The sequence below is a fragment of the Comamonas resistens genome (assembly GCF_030064165.1).
In the GTDB taxonomy this organism is placed as follows: Bacteria; Pseudomonadota; Gammaproteobacteria; order Burkholderiales; family Burkholderiaceae_C; genus Comamonas; species Comamonas resistens.
In genome coordinates this window covers 3,684,060-3,697,787 of record NZ_CP125947.1, presented here as the reverse complement: position 1 = coordinate 3,697,787, position 13,728 = coordinate 3,684,060, and the positions used below count along the sequence as shown (strand labels likewise).

The window sequence follows — 13,728 nt, the reverse complement described above, 5'->3', positions numbered from 1 at the left end:
TGTTCACAGATCGTGCAGAAAATGCCTTCGCCCGAAGACCTGAGTGTCTTCATCACCGTGGTGCGCAAAGCCAGCTTCGGTGCCGCCGCTGCGGCGCTCAATGCTTCGCCAGCCTTTGTTAGCAAACGCATTCGCCTGCTGGAGCAGGAGCTGGGCGTGCAACTGCTGCACCGCACCACGCGGCGGGTCGCGGTGACGGAGCAGGGCGAACGTATCTACCACTGGGCGCAGCGCATTCTGGACGAGGTCGAGCATCTGCTGCAGGAGGTCGATGTGACGCGCCGCCAGCCACGCGGCCTGCTGCGTGTGTCCACCAGCTTTGGCTTTGGCCGCAATGTGGTGGCACCAGCGCTATCGCAGCTGATTGCGCAATTTCCGGCGCTGCAGCTGCGGCTGGAGGTGTTCGACCGCATCGTCGATGTGGCGGCCGAGGGCTTTGATCTCGATGTACGTGTGGGCGACGAGATCGCGCCGCATCTGATTGCCAGGCATCTGGCCGACAACCACCGCGTACTGTGCGCGGCCCCTGCCTATGTACGGCGGCGCGGCAGTCCGCGTACGCCGGATGAATTGGCGGCTCATGACTGCCTGGTCATCAAGGAGCGCGATCATCCATTCGGTGTCTGGAGGCTGCGTTCGGGCAATCAGGAGCGCAGCGTAAAGGTGACGGGACCGCTGTCCACCAATCATGGCGAGATGGCCGTGCAGTGGGCGAGAGACGGTCATGGCATCGTGCTGCGCTCGCTCTGGGATGTGGCGACCGATCTGCAGGCGGGGCGGCTGCTGCAGTTGCTGCCCGAGTGGACGCAGCAAGCCAATGTCTGGGCCGTCTATCCGACGCGGCTGGAACGTTCGGCCAAGGTGCGGGTCTGTGTGGAGTTTCTGCAGGCCTTTTTTCGGGAAAACAAGCCCGGGGCCCTCAAGCAAACTATTGAAAAAGAAGCTGCTAGCGCTTGATATCTCTACCTTTCAGGCTATTTAGTGCCTGAAATGCTGAAAGAGAATGCGCTGGCAGCTTCTTTTTTTGAGGTGTCGCACAGTGCCGTCAGGCGGTCTGTGCGACGGGCTCATCATTGGGTCAAAGAAGCCTTCACGGCAGCCGACACCAGGCCCATATCGGCCTTGCCTGCCAGCTGGGCCTTGACGGCACCCATCACCTTGCCCATGTCGCCGGGGCCGGAGGCGCCCAGCTCGGCCACGATGGCCTGCACGGCCGCGGTGATCTCGGCTTCGCCCATGCGCTCGGGCAGATAGACCTTGAGCACTTCCATCTCGGCCTTTTCCACATCGGCCAGATCGGCGCGGTTGGCGGCTTCGAAGGCGGCGATGGAGTCCTTGCGCTGCTTGATCAGCTTGTCGACGATGGCGATGATGGCGGCGTCATCGAGTTCGATGCGCTCGTCCACTTCCTTTTGCTTCATCGCGGCTTGCAGCAGGCGGATGGTGCCCAGGCGTGCGCTGTCCTTGGCACGCATGGCGGTCTTCATATCTTCGGTAATCTGGGCTTTCAAGCTCATGGCTTTCTCCTTCAGTGAAAGGTCACTGCGCGATGGCGCAGTGGCCAGAAAACAAAAAACCCGCGCCTGGCGTCCCGAGCGCGGGTTTGCGGCTTTTTAAGGCCGGCTATTCCTAATCCAACGATTAGTACAGCTTCTTAGGCAGTTGCATGCTGCGAACGCGCTTGTAGTGACGCTTCACGGCAGCAGCCTTCTTGCGCTTGCGCTCGGCTGTGGGCTTTTCGTAGAACTCGCGAGCACGCAGATCGGTCAGCAGACCCAGCTTTTCGATGGTGCGCTTGAAGCGACGCAGGGCAACTTCATAGGGCTCGTTTTCTTTGACGCGGATAGTAGTCATTCAATTTCCAGATATATCTGTGCTGACAGCGGGTTCTCGGGAAGATCGGGCCTGAGAGCCATGAACAGCGGTTGTTCCCCGTCTCTAGTAACTAGTATGGCCGACGGGGTAATGCCAGCAAAGTCGAGCATTATAAACGATGGCGGCGGCCTCGTCGAATACTGCGAAGCCGTGCCACCTGAAAGAGGTGCGGAAAAGCCCTTGATTGGATGCCAAAGTTGGATGCCAAAGGGCCGAAGTGGCGTGCTTCGGGGCGGCATTGTTCGATCTGGTTTGCTATCACAACCGTAGTGTGCTTTGGCTTGGATATTGACCGTACAGACCCTGATGGGGTTTGCCTGAGTGAAATTTCAGCGCTCTCTTGCATACAGTGTGCGGAGAAATATTTTCGTTGAATATATTTGCGAAAACATTTTTTCTTATTGTCTTGCGAGGTTCAAGGAGCTTTTTATGGTGCTGGAGCGTGCTGCGCGCAATCTGATTTCTCGTCGTCAATGGCTGGCCGGTGCGGCTGGAGCAGGCGGTCTGCTGGCCCTGAGCGGCTGCGCTGGATCGTCCGTGCTGGGTAGTGGTCAGAGTCTGAAGGTGGGCGGCGTGTTTGCCGGCTCCCGCAGCGACAAGGGGTTCATGGAAGCGGGCTGGCGCGGCCTGGAGAAGGCGCGTCAGGAGCTGGGTGTGCAAATCAGTTTTCTTGACGGTATGGCACCGAAGAAGGAATTGCTGGTTCCTGCTCTGACACAGCTGGCCGAGCAGGGTGCGCAACTGGTGGTGGCCCATGGCGGGCAGAACAATCAGGCGGCAGCCGAGGTGGCAGCGCGCTTCCCCAAGACGCGCTTTGTCGTGACGCAGGGGCTGGTGCAGGGCAGCAATCTCAGCAGCTATGACGTGCTGCAGGAGGAGTCCGCCTATCTGGCCGGTGTGCTGGCCGCACTGACGACCAGGACCGGTGTGGTGGGCCATATGTCGGGCATTCGCGTGCCGCCAGGCCTCAAGGGGCGCGCGGCCTATGCGGCCGGCGTGCGCGATACCAATCCCAAGGTCAAGCTGCTGACCAACTTCTCGGGCGATCAGGACGACAACGCGCTGTCCTATCGTGTGGCACAGGCGCAGATCGCAGCGGGTGCCGATGTGATCTTCACCATGCTCAATTCCGGCCGCGATGGCGTGACCCGAGCCTGCCGCGAGAAGAAAGTGCGCCAGATCGGCAATGTGATCGACTGGACCGCCATCGACCCCGAGGTGTTTGTTGCCTCGGCCTGGGCCGATGTGGGCATTGGCGCCTATCTGGCCGTCAAGGATATGAAGGAGCAGGGGGCGCCAAGGCCCGGCATCGTCAAGATCGGTCTGCAGGACCCGGCAGCCGTGCGCCTGATCATGGGGCAGGGCGTATCTGCCCAGGTACGCAGCCGGGTCGAGCAGGCATCCAAAGCGATTGCCTCGGGTCAGCTCAAGGTACCCGAGATTTACGAGGGCACCGAGTTCGCCGTCTGAACTGAATGCGCCTGGGGCATGGTCTGAGACAAGGCCTGGGCGCAGGCCGCCGCGCTGGCCCAGGCCCATTGAAAGTTGTAGCCACCCAGCCAGCCGGTGATGTCCACCACTTCGCCGATGAAGTACAGGCCCGGCCGGGTCTTGCACTCCATGGTCTGCTGGGACAGCACCTTGGTGTCCACGCCGCCCAGCGTGACTTCGGCTTTTTTGTAGCCTTCGGTACCTGTGGGCGTGATTTCCCAGCGGCTGAGCTGCTCGGCCAGCCTGGCCAGCGCCTTGTCGCTGACCTCGTTGATGGGGCGCTGCAGCTCGGGCATGCGGCCGACCCAGGCATCGGCCAGGCGTGCGGGCAGGTGAGTTGCCAGCTCGTTGGCCACCAGCTTGCGTGAGTGGAGCTTGGCCTGGGCCAGCAGCTCGGTCAGGTCCACGCCAGGCAGCAGATTGATCTGCAGCGGCGTGCCGGGCTTCCAGTAGCTCGATATCTGCAGCACGGCCGGGCCGGACAGGCCGCGGTGGGTGAACAGCAAATCCTCGTGGAAGCTCATGCGTTCCTTTTTGCTGCCGGTGCTGATTTCCACGGGCAGCGCCAGACCTGCCAAGCCCGCATAAGGTTGCCAGCCTTCGCCGTCAAACGTCATGGGTACCAGGCCGGGCGTGCGCTCCACCAGCGGCAGATTGAACTGCTGGGCGAGGCGGTAGCCAAAGTCGGTCGCCCCGATCTTGGGGATGCTCAGGCCGCCGGTGGCGATGACCAGATTGGGCGCTTGCACCAGACCACGGTCCGTCTCGATTTGATAGCTGTCTGCGCTCTCTGGGTCTGGGGCTGAGGCCAAAAACGTTATTTTCTTGACGCTGCAGGGCTGCCAGCGCTGCACGCCTCCAGCCGCGCATTCGGCCAGCAGCATGGCAATGATGTCCTCGGCCGAGTGGTCGGCAAACAGCTGGCCCTTGTGTTTTTCGTGGTGGGCAATGCCGTGCTTGTCCATCAGCGCGATGAAATCGGCGGGCGTGAAGCGCGAGAGGGCAGAGCGGCAGAATTGCGGGTTCTGGCCTACGAAATGCTTGTGCGGTGCGCGCACATCGAGATCGCGGTTGGTGAAGTTGCAGCGCCCGCCGCCGGAGATGCGGATTTTCTCGGCGACTTTTTCGGCATGGTCGATCAGCAAAACCTTGAGGCCGCCCTGCCCGGCCTGGGCGGCGCAGAACAGGCCGGCAGCACCGGCGCCGATGATGATGGCGTCAAAAATCTGGGGGGAGGAGGACACGGCAGGCGAATAGGCAAGAGAAAACAGGGCGCCTGAGCTGAGGCGCGAATCTGCGCGATTGTGTCCCAGCTGGCTCAGATGCCGGGCTCGTCCACCACAAAGCCCCAGAAAGTCTCATCGCAGTAGATGCAGTGCGCGGTAAAGGCGCTCATATCGCGGGCGTGAAACCAGATCAGCCCCAGCGAGTCGTCGCACAGTGCATCGGCCTGCTCGGCCAGGCTCAGTGCTGCGATATGGCCCAGTTCCATTTCGTCGAGAAACTCCTGCCGATTCTCTGCCCCTGCAAACAGGTCGTGATCGAGGCTGCCGATCTTGCCTTTGTGGCGGCCGTGCAGCACTTCGACAAAAGGGTTGCCCGCCGGGTCGCTGCCGATGTTGAGAAACCAGTCGGCCAGCAGAAAGTCGGCTTGCTCGGACTCCAGGTCGTAATACGGGTCTTGCGCGGCAAAGCTGTTGAGCACCCGCAGATTGGCGTAGCGCTCCTCGCTTTGCACAGGGCTGGGCCGGATATGCGCGCTGATATCGGCAGACTCTTCCATGGTCAGCACGGAGAACCCGTTTTGCGTGCGCAGAAAGTCGGCATAGGACTCGGAAAAGCCAATATGGGCCTGCAGGGCCTGGATGTCCTTCTCCGGGGCGGGTTGGGCTCCAAAGGGATTGGGAAAGAGGATTTGCATGGAAGGCAACTCAAGGGCAAAGGCCGAGGGGGTAGCAAAGGTTTGGAGGTTATAGCGTGTCTGCGGCCCAGTGCCGGGGTACTGCGTCGGGATATAGCGCTGGAGCTGCTACACACTGGAGTGATCACTTCTAAAATCGCGCCCCATGAATACACCATCCCACCAGCTGAGCATGACCGTGCTCATGTCGCCCGACATGGCCAATTTTTCCGGCAATGTGCACGGCGGCGCCATTCTGAAGCTGCTTGACCAGGTTGCCTATGCCTGCGCCAGCCGCTATGCGGGCCGCTATGTCGTGACGCTGAGTGTGGATCAGGTGATGTTTCTGCAACCCATTCATGTGGGCGAGCTGGTGACTTTTCTGGCCAGCGTGAACCATACGGGCAAGTCATCCATGGAAATCGGCATCAAGGTGATTGCCGAGGAGATTCGCAGCCAGGTGGTGCGCCACGTGAACAGCTGCTTCTTCACCATGGTGGCCGTGGACGATGACAAAAAGCCTGCCCCCGTGCCGCCGCTGCAGCTGCAGACCGACGAAGAAAAGCGCCGCTGGCAGGCCGCCATCATCCGCAAGGAACTGCGCAAGGACATGGCAGAGCGCTTTGCCCAGACCCGTGTGACCGGCGGCAGCGTCACGCCCTCGGTCTGATGGCCTGCAGGCAAGCCATGAAAAAAGGCCGCTTGATGCGGCCTTTTTGTATTGAACTGGGGACGCGACCTCAGGCCACCCTGAGCTGACCCTGTTCGGCCTGCCAGGCGGCAATGCCTTGCACCACATCGCCCACGACGATGATGCTGGGGCTGCCCAGCTGGTTTTCGGCAATGCACTCGGGCAGATCTTGCAAAAATGTGAGCGCGTGGCGCTGATGGGGCAAGCTTGCATGCTGAATAATGGCTACGGGCGTGTTGCCGGGCAGGCCTGTCAGCAGCTCGTCGCGGATGCGCTGCACGCCGCTGACACCCATATAGATCACCAGTGTCAGCCTGGCCGCATGTGCGGTGGCGGCAATCAGGCGCCAGTCGGGGCCGCTGTCGCCGGGCTTGGCGTGACCGGTCATGAACAACACGCCATGGGCGCGGTCACGGTGGGTCAACGGTGCACCGAGACTGGTCAGGCCGGCCAGGCCCGAGGTGATGCCATTGATGACCTGCACCGCGATGCCGGCTTCGCGCAGGTGCTCGACCTCTTCGCCGCCTCGGCCAAAGATGAAAGGGTCGCCGCCCTTGAGGCGCACCACGTTCTCGCCCTCATGCACGGCAGCGACCATCAGTTTTTCGATGAAGGCCTGGGGCGTGCTCTTGCAGCCGCCGCGCTTGCCCACGTAGACCACGCGGGCGTTGGGGTTGGCATGGGCCAGGATGGCGTCGCTGACCAGGTCGTCGACAAACAGCACGCTGGCGCCCGCAATGGCCTTGGCGGCCTTGATGGTCAGCAGCTCGGGGTCACCAGGGCCTGCGCCGACCAGCGTGCATGAGCCTTGTGGGATGGGGGAGGATGAGAGAGAGTTCATGGCGCTTGTTCTCAGTCTGCGTTGCGCTGAAATGCCTGCAACGCAATGCGGCTGGCGAGCTTGTCTTGCATGGCCTGGTGCAGGGCCACGATCTGTTCTACCTGTGCCGCGATGGGGGCGGGAACGGTTTGCGGCTTGCCAAGCATGTCTTCAATCAGCCGCGCGGTCTGCGCGGCGTCCAGATTCTGTTGAATGGGTTCTGCCACCTTGTCGGATGCGAGCTGACTGCTATGGATGGCGCAGCGCTCGAACACGATTTCACCGGCGATCATGCCCAGGCTGGCGGGTTCACGGTGCGGGGCTGCAACGGCTTCGCCTTCATTGCCGCGCAGCAGCAGGGCGCTGCTGCCCAGCAGGGCCAGGGTCTGGCTCATGGGCTCCACATAGGCCGGGTGGGTGTAGCTGGACAGCAGCAGCGCCGACCGATCCGGGCTGGCGCCTCGTATGGGGTCCAGCAGCTTGACCAGGCTGTGCGCCGGGTTGCGCAGGCCCATCTGGCGGCGCAGTTGCAACAGCCGCTCCAGCGGGGCCAGCAAATGGCGGGTGCGCATCCATACCTTGTCGCCAGGTTCCAGCGCCAGGGCTTGCGCTGATGTGGACCAGCCCAGCTCCTGCCAGACGGCGGCCGTGCCTATGCGCTGCGCTTCGGTATCGCAGCCATGGACCAGCACGGGCAGGCCGCGCTGGCTCAGCAGACCGGCAAGCAGAGGGGTCAGATTGGCCTGCTTGCGCGCGCCGTTATAGCTGGGGATGACCACCACGGGCATGGGTCTGTGGGCCTGAGGCCATGCGGGAAGGCGCTGGTGCGTGGCATCGAGAAAACCTGCCAGTTCTTTGGCACTTTCGCCCTTGAAGCGCATGGCAATGCAAAAGCCGCCCAGCTCCAGGTCGCTGACCTGGCCGTCGAGCACCTGTCCCATCAGGTCGCAGGCCTGTGCACGCGTCAGGGAACGGGCTCCCTTGCTGCCGCGGCCAATTTCCTTGATGTAATGACTGATGCTCATGATTCGACAATTGTCGTCATAAAAACCGCAGCTCATAAGACATTTGGGCTATATCTAAATCTATGCGGGTCGCATGCCGTCTGTCAGATCAGGTCTGCACCGCGCTTGCAAATGCGCACTGGAGAGTCCGCTCGTGCTCAAATATCCAGTCTCGGTGATGCGCTGGCTGCGCTTTGTGCTGCGCGGTGAAGATTCATCACAATTGGTGCCATGTGGCGCGCTTACGATGTGCGCTGTTTTTTAGGAGCATTTGACATGACCAGTAACGCATCTTTGTCCGACGAGCTCATGGGCCAATTGCAAGGTGCCCCCATGCAGGGGCTGGCCCAGCAACTGGGCATCGACTCCGTGCAGGCGGAGCAGGCCGTAGGCGTGGCGCTGCCCATGCTGTTTGGCGCGCTGGGCCAGAACGCTGCCCAGCCTCAAGGCGCCGCTGATCTGTTGGGTGCGCTGCAGCGGGATCACAGCAGCGCCAATGGCGCCATGGACCTGGGCAGTCTGGTCGGTGGCCTGCTGGGGGGCTCGGGCGGCGGTGCCGGTGGCCTGGGCAGCATCCTGGGGGCCGTGCTGGGCGGTGGCTCCGGTGGCGGGCAGACCAATGGCGGCTCCATTTTGGGCAATATCTTTGGCGGTCAGCGTCAGCAGGCCGAGTCGCAGCTGGGCCAGGCCACGGGCCTGGGCGCCAATGCGGGCCAGTTGATGGCTCTGCTGGCGCCGCTGGTGATGTCTTTCCTGGCCAACCGTGTTCAGTCCCAGGGCATGGGCGCCAATGACCTGGGCAATGCCCTGGGCCAGGAGCGCAGCCAGATTCAAGCCCAGGGCGGTGCTGCCGGCGGCATCCTGGGCAGCCTGCTGGATCAGAACGGCGACGGCAAGCTCGATGTGGGCGATCTGTTCAAGCTGGGCAGCAGCTTTCTCAATGGACGCCGTTGAAACCGGCCCCACTCCACTGACAGAAAAAAGGCAGCTTTGGCTGCCTTTTTTTGCATCTGTTGCGGCTTAAGATGGCTATCAGGCAGCGAGTGCAAACTGCATGGAGGCATGAGGGCATCGCCTGATTGCCGCATTGCAGCAATTTCTTGACACTGGCCGCGTGAGTGCTTTTTGGACCTGAAAGGAGGACCCGATGACGACCGTAGCCGAGATCCTGAGAGACAAAGGCAATAGCGCCATTTACAGCGTATCTCCCCGCAGCACCATGCTGGACGCTCTGAAGATGATGGCCGAGAAAGGCGTTGGTGCGCTGCTGGTGCTGGACGGTGCAGCCCTGGCAGGCATAGTGACCGAGCGCGACTACGCGCGCAAGATTGCGCTGCAGGGCCGAAATTCCAGCAGCACGCTGGTGGGCGATGTGATGACCTCCAAGGTTCACTGCGTGCTGCCGCGCCAGACCAGCGGCGAATGCATGGCGCTGATGACCACCCACCGCATTCGTCACCTGCCGGTGATGGATGAGAACCGTCAACTGGTGGGGGTGCTTTCCATTGGTGACCTGGTCAAGGAAATCATTTCCGAGCAGCAGTTCACCATCCAGCAGCTGGAGCATTACATCTCTGGCACCACTCCCATCCACAGCTGAGGCTGGGCAGACATCTTCCAACACAAGGGCGGGCAGGGCTAATGTCCGCCCTTGTGCATTGCGGGCACGCTGGTTCTACACTTGCGCCCCATGAGTTTGCTGATCCTCGGAATCGAATCCTCCTGCGATGAAACCGGCGTGGCCTTGGTGCGCATGCCGGATGGACAGGGCGTACCCGCCTTGCTCAGCCATGCCTTGCACAGCCAGATTGAAATGCACCAGGCTTATGGCGGCGTGGTGCCGGAGCTGGCCAGTCGCGACCATATCCGCCGCGTGCTGCCGCTGACCGAGAAAGTACTGGCCGATGCGGGAGAAAAGCTCGACAACGTGGATGTGATTGCTTTCACGCGCGGTCCCGGCCTTGCCGGAGCCTTGCTGGTGGGATCGGGTGCCGCCTGTGCCATGGCCGCTGCGCTGGACAAGCCCGTGCTCGGCGTGCATCACCTGGAAGGTCATTTGCTGTCGCCCTTCCTGAGCGCGGACCCCCCCGAGTTTCCCTTTGTGGCGCTGCTGGTTTCGGGTGGCCATACCCAGCTCATGCGTGTCGACGGGGTGGGCCAGTACGAAATCCTCGGCGAAACCATTGACGATGCTGCAGGCGAAGCATTTGACAAATCCGCCAAGCTCATGGGCCTGCCTTATCCCGGTGGCCCGGTGCTTTCCAGGCTGGCTGAAGCAGGAGACGCCGAGGCCTTCAAGCTGCCACGTCCCTTGCTGCATTCCGGCGATCTGGATTTTTCCTTTGCCGGGCTCAAGACGGCGGTGCTGACACAGGCCAAGAAGCTGGGCGAGGAGCTGGAGGCGCGCAAAGCCGATCTGGCGGCCAGCACCCAGGCCGCGATTGTGGAAGTGCTGGTGAAGAAGACGCTCAAGGCTCTGGACCAGACGGGCATGAAGCGCGTGGTCGTCGCAGGCGGTGTGGGCGCCAACAAGCTGCTGCGCGAGCAGCTCAACCAGGCCTGTGCCAGGCGCAAGATTCGCGTGCACTACCCCGAGCTGCATCTGTGCACGGACAACGGCGCCATGATTGCCATGGCTGCGGCCATGCGCCTGCAGGCCGGTCGCGAACAGGCGAACAAGGAATACGCGTTTGACGTGAAGCCGCGCTGGCCGCTGGATGCGCTGAAATAAGCGCTGGTTTCAGACAGTCAGACAAAGCAGCCTCAGGGCTGCTTTTGTTTTGAGAGCGCTTGGCGCTTGTCCAGAAAGACTTGCAGAGAGTTTTTCCATATTCAGGCCTTGCCGGCAACAAGGATTGGTCGGCAATAGCAAGTTCAGACTCATGAGCTCCATCACAAAAGCCCGCAATGTAAAACATTGCGGGCTTTGAGTTTTCCGGCCTGCCAGGGCTAAGAGGAGATGGAAGAAAGGAAGGGCGGCAGGCAGGTCAACAGGATGGGCGCTTATTCAATCGCCAGTTCCGTGGCTTTGGACTGTGGTTCCAGCTTGACCAGGGTCAATGTCAGCACGCCATGTTCCAGTTTGGCCTTGCTGGCGGCGGCATCGATCTCGTGGTCCAGCTCCCAGGCGCGCTTGACCTGACGGGAGGCTCCTTCCGCGCTTTCGAGCCTGATGACGGCTCCGTCAATGGAGAGCTTGAGCTGCTCGCGAGCCAGGCCCGGGACATCCAGGCTCAATGTGGTGGACTTGTCATCGCGGCTGACTTGAACCTGTTGCTGCACAGGGCTTGCGGCGCCCAGTGTGCCTTGCAGAAAGCGCTGCAGGGCCAGGTCGGCGGCACGAGGGGAAACAAAGGCATTACGGCTCATCACAGGGGCGAAGATCATGGTGTTTAACTCCTATAAACTGCGCGGCTTGCGTTGCTGCCGCTTGACTCATAGGTAGGTGGCCGCAAGCGCATTTCAAGAGGTTTTTTTGATGAATAAATTGCGCCGTGATGTCTTGAAATACCTGCAGTTGCCACTAATATGCGCGCCGTTCGGGGTCGCAGGTGCTGTGTCGGCTGGGCCCAAGGTCAAGCCAGCACCTGCAATCAAACTGGCGCTGGTGGAGAGTCTCTCGGGCCCTTTCGCGAACACCGGCGAGGCGGTGTTTCGCAATCTGCTGTGGGCCACCGAGCGCGTGAATGCACGCGGCGGTGTGCGTCTGGCCGATGGATTGCATGAGCTGGTGATAGAGCGCTACGACAGCAAGGGGCAGAACGAGGAAGCCCTGTCGGCCCTGCGTGCAGCCATAGACAACGGTGCACGCATCATCATGCAGGGCAATTCGTCGGCCACGGCGGCAGCGTTGCTGGATGCCATCGACAAGCACAACAGTCGCGACCCCGCGCGGCGCGTGCTGTATCTCAACTATTCGGCCGTGGATCCGGCATTGACCAACGAGCGCTGCAGTTTCTGGCATTTCCGCTTCGATGCCCATGCCGATATGCGCATGGCTGCGCTGATGGAGGTCATCAAGGACGACAAGGCCGTGCACAGCGCCTATCTGATCGGGCAGGACTACAGTTTTGGGCAGGCCGTGCTGCGCGAAGCCAGGCGGCAACTGGCTGCGCTGCGCCCCGACGTACGCATTGTGGGTGACGAGCTGCACCCTGTGGGTAGGGTCAAGGACTTTGCGCCCTATGCGGTCAAGATCAAGCAAAGTGGCGCCGAGGCGGTCATCACCGGCAACTGGGGCAACGACCTGATGCTGTTGGTCAAGGCCGCACGGGAGGCCGGTTACGAAGGTCGCTTCTACACCTTCTATGGCAATGCGCTAGGGGCTCCGGCAGCACTGGGCGACGCGGGTGTAGGCAAGGTGCTGGCCGTGGCCGACTGGTTGCCCAATGTGCCGACGGCAGAGAGCCGGGCGTTTTACCGTTCATTCCGGGAACGTTTCCCTGACCCGCGCGACGACTATGTACACATGCGCATGCAGCTGATGATCGAGGCCCTGGCGCAAAGCCTGGAGAAAGCGGGCCGTGCTGACGCTGTAGCCGTGGCGCAGGCCATGGAGCATGCCAAGGTAGAGCTGGCCGGCCGCAGCGGCCAGATGCGGGCCGCCGACCACCAGTTTCAGCAGTCTCTGGTGGTGGGCATGATGGAAAAAAAGGGCAGCCCCGGCGTGGACTTTGATGTGGAAGGTTCGGGCTATGGCTTCAAGGTGGTGCGAGAGATCGCCGCGACCAAGGCTGAGATGCCCACAAGTTGCAGGATGGTGCGGCCCCGCTGAAAAATCAGTCTTGCTGTTCGGTGCTTAGGGCCGGGGCTGCCGCAATCGCTGCCCCCAGTTCGGTAACCGCCATGGCGTAGTAACGCGACGGGTTGTAGCGCGTGAGTGTGCGGAGATTGCCAGTAGCTGCGATCCACAATGATGGCTGGTCGCGGTTTTCCAGCTCCACCAGCGCCAGCTGTACATCGGGTGATGGTGCATTGTCTGGCGACGTCATCAGCGTGATGCCAAGGCTGCGCAGCTTGTCGACGCTATGCAGGGGGGCAAGTCCTGTGGCCGTCAGTGGCGCAGCTACGGCTTCCGATGCGTCCATCTGGGCCGGGTAATACACCGGCTGGTCTGCCAGCCAGCCTTTGCCAAGCAAATAGTTGGCCACCGAGCCAATGGCATCCTCGGCATTCCAGAGATCGATATGGCCGTCGCCATTGAAATCCACACCGAAGCGCGCCCAGCTTGACGGCATGAACTGCGGCAGCCCCATGTCGCCCGCATAGCTGCCACGCGGCTCGCGTGGGTCGGTGCCGCTGTCGTGCATCAGGCGCAGAAAGTACTCCAGCTCATCCGCAAAATAGGCAGCGCGCTGGGCGGCACGCGGATGTGCCGACGGAAAGTCCACGGCCAGTGTGACCAGTGCATCGAGCACGCGGATCTGGCCGGTTTGCTTGCCCCAGAGAGTTTCCATGCCAAGCACGCCCACGATGATCTCTGCGGGCACGCCAAACTGCTTTTGTGCGCGTTGCAGGGCCTCGCGATGTTCATCGCGAAACTTCACTCCCGCACGAATGCGCACGGGCTCGACAAAGCGGGCGCGGTAGGCATTCCAGTTTTTCCTTTGAGGGCGTGCGCCGGTTTTCCTGGGTGGAAGCACCAACTGGCGTATAGGCTCGCTGATGCGAGCCGTGCCTATGATTTTTTGCAGCCATGCTAAGTCCAGCCCGCTGCGCTCGGCAATGCGTTCAGCCAGTCGCATGGCGCGCGGGTTGTTGGCGTAGAAGCGACTGTCCTGTCCGGGCACTGATGGCTGCAGGTGGCTTGATGCTGTTTGCTGCAGTGCCGCATGCTTGCCCATATGCGCTGCCTTGTGCGCCATCCAGCCGCCCAGCACCGCCATCCCCGCAAGCAGGAGCGTGGTGCTGGCAATGGCGACATGCAGAGGTTTCACGATGGGGAGCA

Annotated in this window: 15 protein-coding genes; 7 read left to right on the top strand and 8 right to left on the bottom strand. The window is 61.7% G+C overall.

All coding sequences use genetic code 11. From position 1 onward, the window contains the following. Window positions 1–21: 21 nt before the first annotated feature. Window positions 22–957 (top strand): LysR substrate-binding domain-containing protein, encoded by a 936-nt coding sequence (locus QMY55_RS17200; protein ID WP_283485369.1) that lies wholly within the window; start codon window positions 22–24, stop codon window positions 955–957. A 113-nt stretch (window positions 958–1,070) separates the two neighbouring features. Here QMY55_RS17200 and QMY55_RS17195 read toward each other — a convergent pair whose 3' ends face one another. Both QMY55_RS17195 and rpsU read right to left on the bottom strand, forming a co-directional pair. Continuing rightward, complete coding sequence (locus tag QMY55_RS17195) at window positions 1,071–1,517, bottom strand: GatB/YqeY domain-containing protein (RefSeq protein WP_283485368.1); 447 nt, start codon at window positions 1,515–1,517, stop codon at window positions 1,071–1,073. A gap of 124 nt (window positions 1,518–1,641) precedes the next feature. Continuing rightward, window positions 1,642–1,854 (bottom strand): 30S ribosomal protein S21, encoded by a 213-nt coding sequence (rpsU, locus tag QMY55_RS17190; protein WP_003052999.1) that lies wholly within the window; start codon window positions 1,852–1,854, stop codon window positions 1,642–1,644. A 450-nt stretch (window positions 1,855–2,304) separates the two neighbouring features. Between rpsU and QMY55_RS17185 the strand changes: the two genes are divergently transcribed. Further along, window positions 2,305–3,345 carry a BMP family protein gene (locus QMY55_RS17185; RefSeq protein ID WP_283485367.1) on the top strand — a complete coding sequence of 347 codons (1,041 nt, stop codon included), beginning with the start codon at window positions 2,305–2,307 and terminating at the stop codon, window positions 3,343–3,345. Here QMY55_RS17185 and QMY55_RS17180 read toward each other — a convergent pair. Continuing rightward, window positions 3,318–4,610 (bottom strand): BaiN/RdsA family NAD(P)/FAD-dependent oxidoreductase, encoded by a 1,293-nt coding sequence (locus QMY55_RS17180; protein WP_283485366.1) that lies wholly within the window; start codon window positions 4,608–4,610, stop codon window positions 3,318–3,320. The two genes, QMY55_RS17185 and QMY55_RS17180, sit on opposite strands and share 28 nt — an antisense overlap. Window positions 4,611–4,684: 74 nt before the next feature. After that, entirely contained in the window at window positions 4,685–5,287 is a 603-nt protein-coding gene (locus QMY55_RS17175) for an SMI1/KNR4 family protein (RefSeq protein ID WP_283485365.1), read from the bottom strand. Window positions 5,288–5,432: 145 nt separating this feature from the next. On the opposite strand from QMY55_RS17175, the gene QMY55_RS17170 reads away from it, so the two are divergent. Next, entirely contained in the window at window positions 5,433–5,936 is a 504-nt protein-coding gene (locus QMY55_RS17170) for an acyl-CoA thioesterase (protein WP_283485364.1), read from the top strand. A 70-nt stretch (window positions 5,937–6,006) separates the two neighbouring features. Here QMY55_RS17170 and cobA read toward each other — a convergent pair whose 3' ends face one another. Continuing rightward, the gene (gene cobA / locus QMY55_RS17165) at window positions 6,007–6,798 is read right to left on the bottom strand and encodes a uroporphyrinogen-III C-methyltransferase (protein ID WP_283485363.1); all 792 of its coding nucleotides are present in this window, start codon (window positions 6,796–6,798) and stop codon (window positions 6,007–6,009) included. A gap of 11 nt (window positions 6,799–6,809) precedes the next feature. After that, entirely contained in the window at window positions 6,810–7,802 is a 993-nt protein-coding gene (ybiB, locus tag QMY55_RS17160; protein ID WP_283485362.1) for a DNA-binding protein YbiB, read from the bottom strand. A 255-nt stretch (window positions 7,803–8,057) separates the two neighbouring features. On the opposite strand from ybiB, the gene QMY55_RS17155 reads away from it, so the two are divergent. The 3 genes from QMY55_RS17155 to tsaD all read left to right on the top strand — a co-directional run bounded on the left by QMY55_RS17155 (window position 8,058) and on the right by tsaD (window position 10,512). After that, window positions 8,058–8,735, top strand: a complete 678-nt coding sequence (locus QMY55_RS17155; RefSeq protein ID WP_283485361.1) for a DUF937 domain-containing protein — start codon at window positions 8,058–8,060, stop codon at window positions 8,733–8,735. 193 nt (window positions 8,736–8,928) lie between these two features. Further along, complete coding sequence (locus tag QMY55_RS17150) at window positions 8,929–9,381, top strand: CBS domain-containing protein (RefSeq protein WP_283485360.1); 453 nt, start codon at window positions 8,929–8,931, stop codon at window positions 9,379–9,381. A gap of 90 nt (window positions 9,382–9,471) precedes the next feature. Beyond that, on the top strand, window positions 9,472–10,512 hold the full coding sequence (gene tsaD / locus QMY55_RS17145; protein WP_283485359.1) for a tRNA (adenosine(37)-N6)-threonylcarbamoyltransferase complex transferase subunit TsaD: 1,041 nt from the start codon (window positions 9,472–9,474) through the stop codon (window positions 10,510–10,512). A 272-nt stretch (window positions 10,513–10,784) separates the two neighbouring features. Here the strand turns inward: tsaD and QMY55_RS17140 are convergent, their stop codons facing one another. Then, complete coding sequence (locus tag QMY55_RS17140; protein ID WP_283485358.1) at window positions 10,785–11,168, bottom strand: Hsp20/alpha crystallin family protein; 384 nt, start codon at window positions 11,166–11,168, stop codon at window positions 10,785–10,787. Between the two features lie 91 nt (window positions 11,169–11,259). On the opposite strand from QMY55_RS17140, the gene QMY55_RS17135 reads away from it, so the two are divergent. Beyond that, on the top strand, window positions 11,260–12,555 hold the full coding sequence (locus tag QMY55_RS17135; protein WP_283485357.1) for a branched-chain amino acid ABC transporter substrate-binding protein: 1,296 nt from the start codon (window positions 11,260–11,262) through the stop codon (window positions 12,553–12,555). A 4-nt stretch (window positions 12,556–12,559) separates the two neighbouring features. Here the strand turns inward: QMY55_RS17135 and QMY55_RS17130 are convergent, their stop codons facing one another. Continuing rightward, entirely contained in the window at window positions 12,560–13,717 is a 1,158-nt protein-coding gene (locus tag QMY55_RS17130) for a lytic murein transglycosylase (protein WP_283485356.1), read from the bottom strand. Between the last annotated feature and the right edge of the window lie 11 nt (window positions 13,718–13,728).